Raw genomic sequence first — 16,802 nt, 5'->3', positions numbered from 1 at the left:
CGTTCGGTTATCGGATTCGTTCGAGGACCGTTGCGTTGGCCATTCCGCCCGCCTCGCACATGGTCTGGAGGCCGTAGCGCCCGTCGATCCGCTCGAGATGCGTGAGCAGGGACGTCATCAGGCGTGCGCCGGATGCCCCGAGCGGGTGTCCGAGCGCGATGGCGCCGCCGACGGGGTTGAGCACATCGTCCGGGACGCCCATCTCGCGCTGCCACGCCAGCGGAACGGATGCGAAGGCCTCGTTGACCTCGAACGCATCGATGTCCCGCACCGACAGACCGGCCCGGTGCAGCACCTTCTCGGTGGCGGGGATGGGACCGGTGAGCATCAGGGTCGGGTCGTCGCCGACGACCGCGGAGGCGCGTATCACCGCGCGGGGGCGAAGGCCGAGTGCACGGGCCCGCTCCTCCGACATGATCAGCAGGGCGGACGCTCCGTCGGAGATCTGCGAGGAGTTGCCCGCCGTGACCTTCCAGTCGAGATCGGGGAACCGGGTGCGCCACTCGTCGGACGCGAACGCAGGGCGCAGTCCCGCGAGGGCGTCCGCGGTGGTGCCCTCACGGATCGTCTCGTCCGCCGACACGGTGCCGTTCGGGGTCACGATGGGCACGATCTCGGAATCGAACCAGCCCTCGCGCTGCGCGCGGGCGGCACGCTCGTGCGAGCGCGCGGCGTAGTCGTCCAGTTCGGCGCGGCTCAGCGCCCACTTGTGGGCGACGAGTTCGGCTGCGATCCCTTGCGGTACCAGCGCGGGAAAGCGCTCGCGGACGCCGCTGCCGTGCGGGTCCTTGCCCATCGCGGCGGAACCCATGGGCACCCGGCTCATGGATTCGACGCCGGCCGCGACGGCGATCTCGTATGCACCGGAGACGATGCCCTGGACCGCGAAGTCCACGGCCTGCTGACCGGAACCGCACTTGCGCTCGACGGTCACCGAAGGCACGTGTTCGGGGAAGCCGGCTGCCAGCAGTGCCTGACGGCCGGGCGTCGCGGACTGTTCGCCGGACTGGTTGACGCAGCCGACGATCACATCGTCGATGGTTCCGGGATCGAGGTCGTTGCGGGAAACCAGGCCGGAGAGCACGGCGGCGAGCAGGTCGCTGGGGTGCGTCCCGGCGAGGGCGCCGGTGGGTTTGCCCTTGCCCACGGGGGAGCGGACGGCATCGACGATCACGGCACGGGTCATGGGGAAGCCTCCCGAATGGAGAATTAATGATGATGGTTAGTATAGATCACACTGTGCGATGGATATGGCGCGTGTCACAACACCGGGGTGATCGTCCGGTGCCTACAGGAAATCTCCGACGCGCGGAGGCGTCCCCGGCCAGCGGATGCGTTCGGTCGCGCAGACGCCGTCGTTCATGTCGTCGATGGGTACGGCATACAGGAATCGCAGGTCGCGGCGGGCGAAGAGCCAGGCCTCGTCGCTGCGGACGTACTCGTCGGCGTACCGGTAGGACGCCAGTACGAGCGTGCCGTCGAGCGCGAGTTCCGCGCGGCCGGTGAGTATTCCGCGGGCGCGATCGCCGTCGAGGCTGATCTGGTCGCTCAGCGGTTGGTGCAGCGTGAGCGAGTAGCGGTTCATGGCCTCGCTGTAGAAACTGCGGATCGCGTCCCTGCCCCGGGAGGCCGTGCCGGCGCGAACGAATTCACCGTCCTCGGTGAACATCGAGACCACGGCCTCGAGGTCCCGGTCGTCGACCGCGATGGCGTACGCCGCGATCAGATCCTGGATCCGGGCGCGATCCTCGAGTCGTTCTATGCGGCGGGTGAGCGCGCCGAGTTGTTCGAGGTCGAAGTCGTTCGGCATGGGGTCCTCCGAGGTGAGCGCTGGTCTGGAGGAGTTTCGGCGCGGACGGCGCGCCGTGTCGGAACTCCAGCGATTGCGTCTTAATCATTATCATGGTTAGTATCCACTCGTCGGCGTGAGTGACCTTGACCACATCGACCTCAATCTCTAGGTTAATGATGAACAGGAAAGGTGGCCCCATGTGGAATCCAGGGGTGGAGGACGAACTCCGCGAGATCCGTGCAGCCGCCGCGAAGGTGGCCCGCGAGCGTTACGCGCCGAAGGCGGCTCAATGGGACCTCGACCGCACCGCGTTTCCGCACGAAGAGCGCCGTTTCCTCGGTGAGCTGGGCTATCTCGGAATCTCGTTGCCGGAGGAGTACGGCGGGGCGGGAGCGCCGCTGTCGCACGCCCTCGCGGTGATCGAGGAGTTCGCCAAGGTCTGCCGTCCTGCCGCATTCCAGATCTTCGAATCCAACACCGGTCCCGCCCAGGTGATCGCCCTCATGGGCACCGAGCAGCAGAAGAAGGCGTTCCTGCCCGGGATCGTCGCCGGCGAGATCACGATGGCCGTCGCCATCTCCGAACCCGATGCGGGTTCCGCCGCCACCGACATGACCACCAAGGCGGTCCGCACCGCCGACGGGGTGGTGGTGAACGGGATGAAGCGCTGGATCTCCAACGGCAGCGAGGCCGACGTCTACCTCACCTACTGCAAGCTGAGCGACGCGCCCGGCTCGAAGGGTATCGGCGCGGTGCTCGTGGAGGCCGACCGGCCCGGAATGTCCTTCGGGGCCCGGGAGAAGCTCATGGGTTTCCGTGGCATCCCTTCCGCCGACATCTTCTACGACGACGTTCTCGTGCCCGAGGAGAACGTGGTGGCCGAGGCCGGTGGCTTCAAGAAGCTGTTCGGTGCCTTCACCATCGAGCGTCTCGGCAACACCACCATGAGCCTGGCGATCGGCCAGGAAGCGCTCGACCGCACCGTCGCGTACGTGCAGGAGCGCTACCAGTTCGGCAAGCCGCTGGTCGAGTTCCAGTCCGTCCAGATGACTTTGGCGGACATGGTTCTGCAGGTCGAGGCTGCGCGACTGCTCCGCGACCGGGCAGTGGCCAACATGGGGGACGGGCTCCCCGACCCGCTGGAGGTCTCCCTCGCCAAGTGCACCGCCAACGAGATGGCGAAGCGCGTGACGGACATGGCGATCCAGCTGCACGGCGGAAACGGGTACACCGAAGAATTCGGAATCGAACGCCTGCACCGGGATTCACACGGATGGGCGCTCGCAGGGGGAACGCCCACGATGCAGCGAACCCGAATCGTATCCGAATTGCTGGGCCGCACCTTCGATCAGCGGTCCTGAAGACGACAAGCAACCACAAGCTTCTGTGAAGGACGAGGTGAACGACATGTTGGGTCGATACGAAGGGCGCATCGCCGCCATCGTCGGTGGTGGCTCGGGAATGGGCCGCGCGATCAGCCATCGGATCGCGAAGGAAGGCGGCCACGTCTACGTCGCGGACCTGTCCGAAGACGGCGCGATCACCGTCGCCGACGAGATCCGGGCCGACGGAGGCCAGGCCACCCCCATCCGGGTCGATGCCACGAACAAGGACGACCTCCGCGCACTGTTCGGAAAGATCGATGCCGAGCACGGCGTGCTCCACGCGCTGCACGCCCAGGTGGGAATGCCCGGCCCCGGCGGCATCGACATCGACGATGCGGACTGGGAGAAGAACATCGCGGTCAACGTCAAGAGCGCCTACTACTCCACGACGCTCGGCTTCGATCTGCTGAAGAAGGCCCAGGGCAAGGGTTCGATCACGCTGACCTCGTCGACGTCCGCGCTCATCGGCTCCCCCTTCAGTCCGATCTATTCGATGACCAAGGGCTCCCTCGTTCCGTTCGCTCGCTCGCTCGCGCTGGTCGGTGCGAAGGACGGGATCCGCGTGAACGTGATCTGCCCGGGCCAGGTGGTCACGCCGATGCTGTCGCAGTTCTTCGGGCGCGAGCCCGGTGCGGACGTCTCGGCGCTCACCAGGGACTTCGTCGCGACCATTCCGCTCGGGCGCGGTGCGCAACCCGAGGAGATCGCTTCGGTGATCGCATTCCTCAACAGCGACGACGCAAGCTACATCACCGGCACGACCATCCCGGTCGACGGCGGACTCACCGCACAGTAACGCTGGGCCAACGGGAGGAGCGGAACAATGGTTCAGGTCGGATTACTGCTCAGCGACGTACCGAAATCGGTCAGTCCTGCCCAGCAGTTCAAGGATGTTCTGCGCATCGTCGACGCGGCGCAGGAGAACGGGTTCACCTATATCGCCATCGGGCAGCATTTCCTCTACGGGGACTTGCGGTGGCTGCAGCCCGTACCGCTGCTGGCGCGACTGGCTGCGCACGTCGAGCCGAACGTCAAGCTCGTCACCCAGATCATGATTGCGCCGCTGTACCACCCGGTGATGCTCGCGGAGGAGATCGCGACCCTCGACGTGGTCACGGAAGGTCGCCTGATCTTCGGTGCGGGCCTCGGATACCGTCCCGAGGAGTTCGACTACCTCGGAATCCCTTTCAAGGAGCGGGCCGGGCGCTTCGACGAGTCGCTCCAGGTCATGAAGAAGCTGTGGACGGAAGACGAAGTCTCCTTCCAGGGCAAGTACTTCCAGCTCGAGGGTGTCAAGCCGCATCTGCGTCCGGTGCAGGATCCGCACCCGCCGATCTGGATCGGAGCGCATGCGATGGCCGGCGTGCGTCGCGCCGGAAAGTACGGCGATGCCTACGCGACTCCGCCGGAGACCCCGAAAGAGGAAGTCCTCGAGCGATTCCGCGTCGTTCGCGACCTGTTCGCGGAGCGCGGCAAGGAGTTTGCCCCGCAACCGCTGCGCCGCAACGTTCTCGTCGCCGATACCCGTGAAGAGGCGATGCAGGAGTACGCGCGGGTGGCACAGGGCCGCTACCTCACCTACATGAACAAGGGACTCGACGTCATGAAGGGGACGGATCTCGAGAACGAATTCGCGAAGGCGGTGTCGGGCCACGCCGTCGTCGGCGATCCCGAACAGGTCGTCGCGCAGCTCACCGATCTCGTGACCACACTTCCTGTCGATCCGCTGCTGATGCGACCGCAGTGGCCGACGATGGACGCGGACGAGACGATCGCCGCCATCGCTCGACTCGGCAAGGAAGTGGTCCCCTCGATCACTGCGATTCCCCCGAACCGAGAGTTGACATGATGCAGACCTACACCGATCTCCAGCCCACGTTCCCGGATCCCGAGACCTGGACTCTCGATCACGTGTTGAGGACATACGCTGCATCCCAGCCGGATTCGGAGTTCTTGGTGACCCCGGACGAGAATTGCCGGTTCACCTACGCGCAGATGCTCCGGTCGGCCGAAACGATCGCGAGCCAGTGGTACCGGGACGGCGCCGACGCGGGCGACCGCGTCGTGATCATGGCGCAGAACTCGTCGCAACTGGTGCGGACCTGGTTCGCGGCCGCGGTCGGCAACCTGGTCGAGGTGCCCATCAACACCAACTACGAGGGCGAGTTCCTGCGCCATCAGGTCGTCACCGTCGAGCCTCGGTGGGCCGTGATCGACGCCGCCTATGCGCAGCGGTTCGTCGCGATCGCCGAACACGCCCGGGGTATCGAGAAGTTCTGGGTCATCGACGATTCGAGCGGAAACCGCAGTGCCGCAATCGAACTCCTGAGGTTGCACGGCTGGGAAGCCGATGAGTGGGAGACGCTCGAAACCGGTGAGATCACGGACCTGCCGAAGGCGGCGCCCGAGGAACTCGGTGCCATCTTCTTCACGTCGGGTACCACCGGCCCGTCCAAGGGTGTGGCCATGCCCCATTCCCAGCTCTACTTCTTCGCCCAGGAGGTCGTCTGCTTCACCCGGCTGACGAAGGACGACACGTACCTCACCACGACGCCGCTGTTCCACGGCAACGCCCAGTTCATGGCCGTGTACCCGGCTCTGATCGCCGGCGCGCGGGCAGTGGTCCGCCCGAAGTTCAGCGCGAGCCGGTGGATCGACCACGTGCGCGACGACGGCGTCACCGTCACCAACTTCGTCGGCGTGATGATGGACTTCGCCTGGAAGCAGCCGCCGCGTGACAACGACCTCGACAACCAGCTTCGGTGTGTCTACGCTGCGCCGACGGCGAGCTCCATCGTCGAGGACTTCAAGAAGCGCTACGGCATCGAAGCGTTCGTCGACGCGTTCGGGCTGACCGAGACGTGCGCACCGATCATTGCCCCCTACGGTGTGCCGCGTCCGCCGGGCGCCGCGGGGCTCGCCGCGTCACAATGGTTCGACATCCGCTTGGTCGATCCGGAAACCGACCGAGAGGTCGAGATCGGAGAGGTCGGTGAACTCGTGGTCCGCCCGGTCCAGCCCTGGACCTGCAGCATGGGCTACTACAATATGCCCGAAAAGACCCTCGAGGTGTGGCGCAACCTGTGGTTCCACACCGGCGATGCCTTGAAGAAGGACGAGCACGGCTGGTTCTACTTCGTGGACCGCTACAAGGACGCGCTGCGTCGCCGAGGCGAGAACATCAGTTCCTACGAGATCGAGCAGGCGGTGCTGGGCCACCCGGCGGTCGTCGAATGCGCGGTGATCGGTGTGCCGGCGGACGTCGAGGGCGGTGAGGACGAAGTGCTCGCCACCGTCGTGTGCAACGGCAACGGGACTCCCGATCCCGAGGAGATTCTCTCGTGGTGCGACGGCCGGGTGCCGGCATTCGCGATCCCCCGCTACCTGCGCTTCGTGGACGAACTGCCCAAGACGCCGTCCGAGAAGGTGCGCAAGGCCGCCCTGCGCGAAGAGGGCGTCACCCCCGACACGTACGACCGCACCGCGGTTCGTGACATCGACCGCGCTACGGTGCCGGCGGTCTGACAGCCGAGGAAGGCTTTCGAGATGGACTTCACCCCCAACGAGACCCACGAAGAGATCAGAAAGGGAATTCGCGAGCTGTGCAAGCGATTCCCCGACGAGTACTGGGCCGAACACGACGAATCCCACGAGTTCCCGTGGGAGTTCTACAACGCGATGGCCGACGGCGGCTGGATGGGCCTCACGGTGCCGGAGGAATACGGCGGCGGAGGCCTCGGCGTCACCGAGGCCGCGATCGTCGAACGTGAGATCGCCGCTTCGGGTGCGGGGATGGGCGGCTGCAGCGCGGTCCACATCGGCATCTTCGGATTCGAGCCGATCATCCACCACGGTTCCGAGGAGATGAAGCGCAAGTACCTGCCGCGCGTCGTCACCGGTGAGCTGCACACGTCGTTCGCCGTCACCGAACCCGATGCCGGCACCGACACGACCAACATCCGCACCTTCGCGAAGAAGGTCGACGGAGGGTGGCTCGTGTCCGGCAAGAAGGTGTGGATCACGAAGGCGCAGGAGGCCGAGCGCATGCTCCTGCTGTGCCGCACCAGCCCGCGCGACGAGAACGCCAAGCGCACCGCCGGCATGACGCTGATGTTCGCCGAGATGGACCGTGACAAGGTGCAGATCCGGCCCATCCCGAAGATGGGCCGCAATGCGGTCGACACCAACGAGCTGTTCATCGACGAGCTGTTCGTCGCCGACGAAGACGTCGTCGGCGAGGTCGGCCACGGTTTCCGCACGATCCTCGGTGGTCTCAACGCCGAACGCGTGATTGCCTCGAACGCGGCTCTCGGCATCGGTGAGGCCGCGCTGCGCCGGGGCGTCGACTACGCCAAGCAGCGTGAGGTCTTCGGTCGCCCCATCGGACAGAACCAGGGCATCGCCTTCCAGCTCGCGGAGGCCCGGATCCGTCTCGACGCGGCCCAAGCGGTGCTGGACAAGGCCACGTGGATGGTCGACCAGGGACTGCCGTGCGGTCGCGAGGCGAACGCCGCGAAGTTCCTGTGCGCGGAGGCCGGCTTCTACGCCGCCGACGTGGCACTGCAGACGCACGGCGGTTTCGGCTACGGCAAGGAATTCCATGTCGAGCGGTACTTCCGCGAAGCGCGCCTGATGCGGATCGCGCCGATCAGTCAGGAAATGGTTCTCAACTACACCGCCGAACACGTGCTCGGCCTGCCCCGCAGCTACTAGGAGGACGTCGTGCAGCCGTATCGTTCGATCTTGTTCGTCCCGGGGCACCGCCCGCAGTGGGTGGACAAGGCCATCGCGGCCGGAGCCGACTGCGTGGTCCTCGATCTCGAGGACTCGGTGCCGGCAGCGCAAAAGGAAGCGGCGCGGGCCACCGTCGCCGAATCCATTGCACGCGTGCGTGAAACGAACACCGATGTCGGCTTGTTCGTGCGGGTGAACCCGCTCGCCACACGCCTGACCGGCGCCGATCTCGAAGCGGTCGTCGTGCCCGGGCTGACGGGGATCTTCGCCCCGAAGATCGAGCAGGCCACCGACGTCCTGCAATACGACGCGCTGCTCGACCACTTCGAGATGCGCAACGGTGTCGACGGTCTCGAATACATCGTGCCGGTCGAAACGGTCAAGGCGATCCAGAACAGCCGTGAGGTCGCGTCGGCGTCACCGCGGGTGGGTGCCATGATCGGGCCGTCCGCCGAACACGCCGACATCGCCCGCGAGGTCGGCTACGAGTGGACACCCGAAGGGCTCGAGACGCTGTATCTGCGCAGCCGGGTGCTGCTGGCGTGCCGCGAAGCGGGCATCCATGCCCTGACCGGGCTGTGGGAGGACCTCGAGAACCTCGACGGTCTGCGCGAGTTCGCGGTCCGCGGAAGGCAACTCGGCTTCCGCGGGATGATCGCGATCCATCCCACGCACGTGGCGACGGTCAACGACGTGTTCAGCCCGTCGCAGGACGACCTCGAGTTCTACCGGGGGATGGCCGAGGCCTACGAGAAGGCCGAAGCCGAGGGTGTCGGTGCGCTCCGCTATCGCGGGCTGCACATCGACAAGGCTCACTACGACAAGGCAATTCAATGGCTCGATCGAGCCGAGGCAATCTCGAGGAAAGGTGAACGCTGATGCGCGGGTTGTACTTCGAAGAGTTCGAGGTGGGGAAGCACTACAAGCACGCGATGACCCGCACCGTCACCGAGATGGACAACGTGATGTTCACCTCGCTGACGATGAACATCCAGCCGTTGCACCTCGACGAGGAATTCTGCAAGACGACGATCCACAAGCAGCGGGTGGTGAACAGCCTGTTCACCGTCGCGTTGATCGGTGCGTTCCACGTTCCCGAGCTGACCATGGGGACCACCCTCGGGAACCTCGGCTACGACAAGGTCAAGTTCCCCAACCCGGTCTTCCACGGCGACACCCTGCGCGCGGAGACCACCATTCTGAAGAAGCGTGAATCCGAGAGCCGCACCGACAGCGGCATCGTGTGGTTCGAGCACAAGGGATTCAACCAGCGCGACGAACTCGTCTGCCTGCTCGAACGTGTCGGCCTGATGATGAAGCGTCCCACGACGGAGGAAGGTGCCTGAGATGACTGCAGCAGCCGAGACCGAATTCCCCTTGAAGGATTGGGTTCCCGAGACTCGCACCCTGCTCGTCGGCGACCGCGAGGTCGAGCCCGCCGGTGACACCTGGGACGTGTACAACCCGGCAACCGAGCAGGTCATCGCCACGGTCGGCGGAGCCTCCCTCGACCAGGTCGACGCCGCGGTCGCAGCGGCACGCGAGGCCTTCCCCGCGTGGTCGGCACTCAGCGGTGAGGAACGCTCCCGCCACATCCATCGCTTCGCGGACGTGCTCGAGAAGGCCGCCGACCGGCTGCTGCCCTCGATCGTCAACGAGGTCGGCACCCCCGTCTCCCTCGCCGAATACCTCCAGGTCAAGATGGCCGTCGACGAGCACCTGCGGTGGGCGGCGGAAGCCGCGAAGACCGACCGCACGATCCACCTCGGCGAGTACGACAAGCCGGTCCCCACCATGAGCGACGTGGTGTACCAGCCCGTCGGCGTGGTTGCGGCGATCACCGGCTACAACTACCCGCTCAACCTGGCGATCTTCAAGTTCGGCGCCGCACTCGCCGCCGGCTGCACGGTGGTGCTGCTGCCGTCGCCGCGCACCCCGCTGACCACGCTGTTCCTCGGCGACCTCATCCGTGAAGCCGGTCTGCCCCCGGGCGTCATGAACGTCGTCGTCGGAGGTGCCGACGTCGGACAGCGGCTGTCGTCGCACCCCGGTGTCGACCGGGTCTCGTTCACCGGCTCCGACGGTGTGGGCGCGAAGATCATGGAGCAGGCTGCGGCGAACCTCGCGGGTGTGACCCTCGAGCTCGGCGGGAAGTCGCCCAACATCGTCCTGCCCGGGGTGGACGTGCAGAAGATCGCCGTCGAGATGCACCTGCGCTGGTCCCGCAACGGCGGCCAAGGCTGCGCGGCGCTGGCACGCCTGCTCGTCCACGAGGCCGTCTACGACGAATTCCTCGAAGCCGGCGCATCCGCATTCGATCAGATGGTGGTGGGAGATCCGTGGGATCGCGCCACCAACATCGGGCCGATGATCAGGCCCGATCACCAGGCGCGGGTCCAGGGCTACATCGACGGTTCGCTCGCCGACGGAGGCAAGAAGCTGCTCGAGGTCACCAAGCCGCTGCCCGAGCGGGGTTGGTTCGTCAACCCTGTTCTGCTGGGCAATCTTCCGCACGACGCCCGCGCCGTCCAGGAGGAGATATTCGGTCCCGTCGCGGTGATCCTGCCGTTCAAGGACACCGAGGAAGCCATCCGCCTCGCCAACGACACCCCGTACGGTCTCGCCGCGAACGTGTGGTGCGACGACCTCGTCGAGGCGCGCCGCGTCGCCGAGCAGATCCGCGCCGGCACGGTGTGGATCAACGGTGGCGGCGCGATGCGGCCGGACGCTCCATTCGGTGGCTACGGCAAGTCCGGTGTGGGCCGTGAACTCGGTGAGTGGGGTATGCGCGAATACCTCGAGGTCAAGCACATCCAGTGGCGGATCTGATCCCCACCAACGCTATTCGACGCTAGAACCTGGGAGACGACGATGAACGCATCCGGTGTGGGCCCGCTCGCGGGCATCAAGGTGCTCGAACTGGGAACGATGTACGCGGCACCCACCGCGGGACGCATGCTGCGCGACTTCGGTGCCGAGGTTGTCAAGGTCGAAGATCCGACGACCGGTGACTTCGCCCGCCAGTGGGTGCCGCAGAAGGAGGGCCTGTCGCTGGGGTTCTCGAGGCTCAACGCCGGCAAGAAGTCGCTCGGCATCGACCTGCGTTCGGAGCAGGGCCGCGAACTGGTGCGCAAGCTCGCGGCTGAGGTCGACGTCGTCGTCGAGTCGTTCCGTCCCGGCCGGCTCGAGGAATGGGGTCTGGGGTACGAGGCACTCAGCGCCGAGAACCCCGGCCTCGTCCTCGCCCGCGTGTCCGGTTTCGGTCAGACGGGGCCGAACCGGACACTGCCCGGGTTCGGGACCGTCGCGGAAACGGCCAGCGGATTCGCGCACGTCAACGGTTGGCCCGATTCGCCGCCGACGTCGCCGCCGTTCGGGTTCGCCGACTCGATCGCCGGCCTGTCGGCCGCGATGGGTGTGTCCATGGCCCTGTACAAGCGGGAACGCACCGGACAGGGTGATGTCGTCGACGTCGCGCTGTACGAGCCGCTGATGTTCATCATCGGGGACATGTTCCTGCGCTACACCGCCCTCGGGGAGATCCAGCAGCGCATCGGCAACGCCACCGGAGCGGCCTCGCCACGAGGAATCTACGAGGCGCAGGACGGACGATTCCTGTCGATCGCCGCGTCGAACCAAGGCATCGCCAAGCGGTTGTTCGCCGCGATGGGCAAACCCGAGATCATCGACGACCCGCGGTTCGCGACCAACGCGGCTCGGCTCGAGAACAACGACGAGGTGCAGGCCCTCGTCAAGGAATGGGTGGGCTCGATGCCGCGCGCAAGCGTGCTGGAGACCCTCGAGAAGTTCGAGGTCGTGTCGGCGCCGGTCAACGACGCAGCGGATGTGGTGGCAGACCCCCACTTCCAGGAACGCACCCTCGTCGAGATCACCGGCAACGAGATCATGAAGGGCGTGCTCACGCCCGGTCCGGTTCTGCACCTGGGGAGCTACGCCGGACCCACCTATGACGGTGTGTCCACGATCGGTGAGCACACCCACGAGGTGCTCGCCGCTCGTCTCGGCCTCTCTGCGGACGATCTCGCCGCGCTCGCCGCGGCCGAGGTGATCAGCGCACCGTAGATCCCCACATCCCGACGACCGGGTCGAGTTCGCCGCGAACTCGACCCGGACTCGAATATGCCCCGATGCAGCAGACGACGCACCAGGAGGGGACACGACCATGCGCCTGAACATCGGATCGGGCTCGGCCTACGCCAACGACCGGCTCGACACCGCTGCCGCGATGGCGGACAGCGGACGCGTCACCTACATGGGTTTCGACTGTCTCGCCGAGCGCACCATGGCGCTCGCACAGATCCGTCGGATGGGCGATCCGGCTGCCGGGCAGGACGAGCGGATCGGCGCGCTCGTCCCGATCCTGAAGACCTTCCTCGAAGCCGGCGGCAGAGTGGTCGGGAATTTCGGTGCCGCAAACCCCGACGCGGCCGCCTCGGATTTCGCTGCCGGTCTCGCCCGGCTCGGTATCACCGGCACCCGCATCGGCATCATCCGCGGCGACGATGTCCGCGACACCGTGCTCACGCACGACCTCGAGCTACCCGAACTGGGGACCACCACCCGCGCGCTCGGCGACCGGATCGTCTCCGCCAACGCCTACATCGGCGCCGACCCGGTCGTGGAATGCCTGCAGCAGGACGCGCAGATCGTTCTCGGGGGGCGACTGGCCGATCCGTCGCTGTTCGTGGGCCCCATCTGCCACGAACTCGGATGGTCGCTCGACGACTGGGACCGGGTCGCCACGGCCACGCTGGCCGGGCATCTCCTGGAATGCGGAGTGCACAGCACCGGCGGCAATTTCGAGGATCCGCCGTATCGGGTGGTGCCGGACCCGCACAACCTGAGCTTCCCGCTCGCCGAGATCGACGACGACGAACTGGTCGTCACCAAACTCGACGGCACCGGCGGTGCGGTGGACGTGCGCACCACCCGCACGCAGCTCTACTACGAGATCCACGATCCGGCACAGTATCTCACGCCGGACGTGACCGCAGACTTCAGCGGCGTGCACGTCGAGGAGATCGGCGCGGACAGGGTGCGTCTGTCCGGCGCGCGCGGTGCGGCGCGGCCCGACACGTTGAAGGTGCTCGTCGGTGTCGATCTCGGCTACAAAGCTGTGGCCGAAATCTCCTACGGCGGACCGGGATGCGTCGATCGGGCGCGCCGCGCCGAGGAGATCGTGCGGAAGAGGCTCGAGCCGATCCGCGATCGCATCGAGGAACTGCGCATCGAACTGCACGGTGTGAACACTCTTTTCGGTGATCGGATGCGCGGTGGGGAACCGGCCGAGGTGCGATTGCGGCTCGCCGCCCGCGCCCTCGACGCCGACGTCGCCAAGGCGGCAGCCTACGAAATCGAATACCTGTACTTCGGGCCGGCCGGTGGCGGTGGCGTGGTCACCTCGGTCGTGCCCGCGATCGTGGTGACACCGGCGCTGCTGCCGCGCAGCGACGTGCCGCTGTCCGTGGAGGTGATCTCGGCATGAAACTGCGCGAGGTGGCGTACAGCCGCTCGGGTGACAAGGGCGATGTCAGCAACATCTGCGTGTTCCCCCACGACGACGGTGACTACGAGTGGCTGCGGGAGGTGCTCACCGCCGAACTCGTCGCGAAGACGTTCGGGGATCTCGTTGCGGGCACCGTGACGCGCTACGAGATCCCGGTCAACTGCTGCCTGAACTTCGTCCTCACCGAAGCCCTGGCCGGGGGCGTGTCCAAGTCGCTGCGAGTGGACCCGCACGGAAAGTCCTACCAGTCACTGATTCTCGACATCGACCTTCCCGAAATGCAGGTGCGGTCGTGAACGGCGCATCGGTGTACATCGACGGACGGTGGGACATCGGCCGAGGCGAGCCCGTCGACTCGATCGACCCCGCCACCGAGAAGGTGATCGCCCGGTGGCATCAGGCCGACGCCGAGCAGGTCACCGCGGCGGTGAGGGCCGCCCGTCGCAGCTTCGACGCGGGGGCGTGGCGTACCGCCGAACCCGACCGGCGCGCCAAGGTGCTGCGCCGAATCGCCGACCTGATCGACGATCGCGCCGACGAGCTCGTCGACCTCGTGGTGCGGGAGGTCGGCTCACCGATCACCCTCACCCGTGCCCTGCAGGTGGGCCAGCCCGCCGTGAACTTCCGCTGGTTCGCCGATGCCGCCGAGCGCGGCCCACGTGGCGGCTACCGCGAGCAGTTGCCGGGGATCCGCGGACCGGTCGCATCGGACAGCGTGCTGGTGCGCGAACCGATCGGGGTGGTCTCGGCGATCGTCCCGTACAACTACCCACTCAACATGATCTCGTGGAAGGTCGCGCCCGCACTCGCCGCGGGATGCAGCGTCGTGCTGCTGCCGTCTCCGCGCGGGGCTCTGACCGCGCTGGCGTTCATGCGGCTCGCCGACGAAGCCGGGGTTCCGCCGGGGGTGCTCAACCTCGTCCTCGGTGGCCCCGAGGCAGGCACCGTCCTCAGCTCGCACCCCGACGTGGACATGGTGAGCTTCACCGGTTCGTCCGCAGTCGGCTCCGCCGTGATGGCGCAGGCGGCGGCCACCCACAAGAAGGTGGTGCTCGAACTGGGCGGCAAGTCGCCGAACATCCTGCTTCCGTCCGCAGACCTCGATGCCGCGGTCGGGCCGTCGGTCCTGCGTTTCTGCCGCAACGCCGGCCAGGGTTGCGGCGCCACGACCCGGATCCTCGTGCCGGAGGACCGGGTCGGCGAATTCCTCGGCCGGGCAGCAGCGTTCATCGAAGAATCGGTGCCGACCGGTGATCCGTTCGACGAACGCACCGAGGTCGGGCCGCTCATCTCGGCCGAGCATCTCGCGCAGGTTCGCGGCTACCTCGACCGGGCCGTCGCGGGTGGGGGCCGCGTCGCCGTCGCCGGGGAACGTCCCGCGGGACCCGGCTGGTTCCTGCCCCCCACCCTGGTCACCGGCGTCTCCAACGACGACGAGATCTGCCGCGACGAGCTGTTCGCACCGGTCGCGGTGGTGCTGCCGTATCGCACCGTCGACGAGGCCGTCGCCGTCGCCAACGACTCCCCGTACGGACTCAACGCCGGCGTGTTCGGTGACCTCGACGAGGCGCTCGCCGTGGCCGAACGCCTCGACACCGGCACCGTCGCGATCAACGGCGGTGGGCCGATGCGCCCCGACGTGCCGTGGGGTGGTTCCAAACGCAGCGGCACCGGTGTCGAGATGGGTGAGGACGGGTTCGCAGAGTTCTTCCGGATCAAGCACCTCAATTGGCAGGTGCCGTCGTGAACGCCGTGGTCGCTCCCGCGTATCCGCTTGTCGCCGGATGTTCTCCGGGCGACGAGATTCGCGCGCCGTTCGGCGACCGCACTGTGCCGTGGCTTCTGGCCCGGTACCGCAACGCCGTTCCGGACAGGGTGTTCCTGACGTGGGAACCCCACACGGGTGCCGCGGCGCAGTCGTGGACATACGAGCAGTTCGGCGTCGCCGTGGACCGGCTCGCCGCCGGGCTGCAGGCGCGCGGCGTCGCACCCGGCGATCGCGTCGTACTGCTGATGGACAACTGCCCCGACTTCCTCGCCGGATGGTCGGCGATCGTGTCGATCGGCGCGGTGGCGGTGTGCCTGAACACGCGCAGCAGCGCCGACGAACTCGCCTATTTCGACGAGCATGCCGCGCCGCGCGCTGCGCTCGTCGGCACCCGCTTCGCGGAAGCGGTCGCGGCGGCGATGCCGGGCCTGTCGTGGACCGTGACGACCACCGGAACCGACGCGTTCGGTGACGGCGCAGACGGCCCCCTCGCTGAGCTCACCGGCATCGCGGACGTCCCCACCCCGGTGCGCATCGATCCGATGGCAGCGGCCACCATCCAGTACACGTCGGGTACGACGGCCCGGCCCAAGGCGGTGGTCTGGACACACACGAACTGTCTGTGGGCGGCCCGGACCAATGCGGCCCACGCGGGGCTGCGCCCGGACGACACCGGGCTGATCACGCTGCCCCTGTTCCACACCAACGCGCTGGGCTATTCGTTCCTCGGGTTGCTGTGGGTGGGGGCGAGCATCGTCCTCACACCCGGGTTCTCGGCGTCCCGATTCTGGGATGTGTCGGTGCGGCACGGCTGTACGTGGGTGTCGGTGGTGTCGTTTATGCTGCGTGCCCTCGCCGGCCGCCCCGTCCCCTACGACCACCGGTACCGGCACTGGTCGGGCAGCACCAGCGTGCTGTGGGGCCCCACCGGTATTCGCACGACCGGCTGGTTCGGGATGACCGAGACGGTGTCGCACCCGGTGGTGAGCGAGCTCGCCCATCCCGACCCGGACGGGACGATGGGGCTGCCGGCACCCGAATACGCGGTGGCGGTGGTCGACGAGGACGGGCTCGCCGTCGAGCCGGGCGTCGTGGGGGAACTGTGGGTGCGCGGTGTGGTCGGCGTGTCGTTGTTCGCGGGCTACTACCGGAACGACGAGGCCACCCGCGACGCGTTCACCGAGTCCGGGTGGTTCCGCACCGGCGACCGGGTGAGCCGGGATCAGGCGGGTCGGCTCCGATATGTGGAGCGGGCCAAGGACATGCTCAAGGTGGGCGGCGAGAACGTGGCCGCGGCCGAGGTCGAGCGGGTGGTGGCGGCGGTGCCGGGTGTGCGGGAGGTCGCGGTGGTCGCCGCACCCGACCACATGCTCGGCGATGCTCCGGTCGCGTTCGTCATCGCCGCCGAGCGGGCGGCGGACGGTCTCGTGTCCGACATCGAGGCGGCGTGTGAACGCATGCTGTCGGACTTCAAGAGGCCGCGGCAGATCCGGCTCGTCGACGAGTTGCCGCGTTCGACGTTGGACAAGGTCGCCAAGGCGCGACTGCGGGCGTTGCTGGCGAACGAGGTGTAGGCACCAGCGGGATAGGAGAGCG

15 protein-coding genes are annotated in these 16,802 nt (G+C 67.2%); 13 read left to right on the top strand and 2 right to left on the bottom strand.

Annotation, left to right across the window (positions count from 1 at the left end):
• Positions 1 to 7 precede the first annotated feature (7 nt).
• Together ACN675_RS00435 and ACN675_RS00430 are read right to left on the bottom strand one after the other, a co-directional pair.
• Complete coding sequence (locus ACN675_RS00435) at positions 8 to 1,186, bottom strand: thiolase family protein (protein ID WP_420749018.1); 1,179 nt, start codon at positions 1,184 to 1,186, stop codon at positions 8 to 10.
• 102 nt (positions 1,187 to 1,288) lie between these two features.
• Positions 1,289 to 1,810, bottom strand: coding sequence for a nuclear transport factor 2 family protein (locus tag ACN675_RS00430; protein ID WP_420749017.1), 522 nt, complete (start codon positions 1,808 to 1,810; stop codon positions 1,289 to 1,291).
• A 179-nt stretch (positions 1,811 to 1,989) separates the two neighbouring features.
• Between ACN675_RS00430 and ACN675_RS00425 the strand changes: the two genes are divergently transcribed.
• From ACN675_RS00425 to ACN675_RS00365, 13 genes are all read left to right on the top strand, one after another.
• Positions 1,990 to 3,153 carry an acyl-CoA dehydrogenase family protein gene (locus tag ACN675_RS00425; protein WP_420749016.1) on the top strand — a complete coding sequence of 388 codons (1,164 nt, stop codon included), beginning with the start codon at positions 1,990 to 1,992 and terminating at the stop codon, positions 3,151 to 3,153.
• Between the two features lie 46 nt (positions 3,154 to 3,199).
• Positions 3,200 to 3,973: an SDR family NAD(P)-dependent oxidoreductase gene (locus tag ACN675_RS00420; protein WP_420749015.1), complete on the top strand. Its 774-nt coding sequence runs from the start codon at positions 3,200 to 3,202 to the stop codon at positions 3,971 to 3,973.
• A gap of 27 nt (positions 3,974 to 4,000) precedes the next feature.
• Positions 4,001 to 5,026, top strand: coding sequence for an LLM class flavin-dependent oxidoreductase (locus tag ACN675_RS00415; protein ID WP_420749014.1), 1,026 nt, complete (start codon positions 4,001 to 4,003; stop codon positions 5,024 to 5,026).
• Positions 5,026 to 6,702 (top strand): ATP-dependent acyl-CoA ligase, encoded by a 1,677-nt coding sequence (locus ACN675_RS00410; RefSeq protein ID WP_420749126.1) that lies wholly within the window; start codon positions 5,026 to 5,028, stop codon positions 6,700 to 6,702. The genes ACN675_RS00415 and ACN675_RS00410 overlap by 1 nt, the downstream gene beginning before the upstream one ends.
• A gap of 21 nt (positions 6,703 to 6,723) precedes the next feature.
• Positions 6,724 to 7,890: an acyl-CoA dehydrogenase family protein gene (locus tag ACN675_RS00405; RefSeq protein ID WP_197251873.1), complete on the top strand. Its 1,167-nt coding sequence runs from the start codon at positions 6,724 to 6,726 to the stop codon at positions 7,888 to 7,890.
• Positions 7,891 to 7,899: 9 nt separating this feature from the next.
• The gene (locus ACN675_RS00400; protein WP_420749013.1) at positions 7,900 to 8,790 is read left to right on the top strand and encodes an HpcH/HpaI aldolase/citrate lyase family protein; all 891 of its coding nucleotides are present in this window, start codon (positions 7,900 to 7,902) and stop codon (positions 8,788 to 8,790) included.
• The gene (locus ACN675_RS00395) at positions 8,790 to 9,257 is read left to right on the top strand and encodes a MaoC family dehydratase (RefSeq protein ID WP_016691775.1); all 468 of its coding nucleotides are present in this window, start codon (positions 8,790 to 8,792) and stop codon (positions 9,255 to 9,257) included. The genes ACN675_RS00400 and ACN675_RS00395 overlap by 1 nt, the downstream gene beginning before the upstream one ends.
• A gap of 1 nt (position 9,258) precedes the next feature.
• The gene (locus ACN675_RS00390; protein ID WP_420749012.1) at positions 9,259 to 10,740 is read left to right on the top strand and encodes an aldehyde dehydrogenase family protein; all 1,482 of its coding nucleotides are present in this window, start codon (positions 9,259 to 9,261) and stop codon (positions 10,738 to 10,740) included.
• 42 nt (positions 10,741 to 10,782) lie between these two features.
• Positions 10,783 to 11,994 (top strand): CaiB/BaiF CoA transferase family protein, encoded by a 1,212-nt coding sequence (locus tag ACN675_RS00385; protein ID WP_420749011.1) that lies wholly within the window; start codon positions 10,783 to 10,785, stop codon positions 11,992 to 11,994.
• A 100-nt stretch (positions 11,995 to 12,094) separates the two neighbouring features.
• Positions 12,095 to 13,417: an acyclic terpene utilization AtuA family protein gene (locus tag ACN675_RS00380; protein ID WP_420749010.1), complete on the top strand. Its 1,323-nt coding sequence runs from the start codon at positions 12,095 to 12,097 to the stop codon at positions 13,415 to 13,417.
• A complete protein-coding gene (locus ACN675_RS00375; protein ID WP_420749009.1) occupies positions 13,414 to 13,734 on the top strand; it encodes an AtuA-related protein in 321 nt (106 codons plus the stop codon). The genes ACN675_RS00380 and ACN675_RS00375 overlap by 4 nt, the downstream gene beginning before the upstream one ends.
• Entirely contained in the window at positions 13,731 to 15,185 is a 1,455-nt protein-coding gene (locus tag ACN675_RS00370; RefSeq protein WP_420749008.1) for an aldehyde dehydrogenase family protein, read from the top strand. The genes ACN675_RS00375 and ACN675_RS00370 overlap by 4 nt, the downstream gene beginning before the upstream one ends.
• Positions 15,182 to 16,780: an AMP-binding protein gene (locus ACN675_RS00365; protein ID WP_420749007.1), complete on the top strand. Its 1,599-nt coding sequence runs from the start codon at positions 15,182 to 15,184 to the stop codon at positions 16,778 to 16,780. The genes ACN675_RS00370 and ACN675_RS00365 overlap by 4 nt, the downstream gene beginning before the upstream one ends.
• Positions 16,781 to 16,802: the final 22 nt, after the last annotated feature.

This window comes from Rhodococcus sp. O3 (genome assembly GCF_048897285.1).
Lineage (GTDB): Bacteria > Actinomycetota > Actinomycetes > Mycobacteriales > Mycobacteriaceae > Rhodococcus.
The sequence above is the reverse complement of the archived record's forward strand: the minus strand, read 5'-3'. Positions and strand labels throughout refer to the sequence as shown.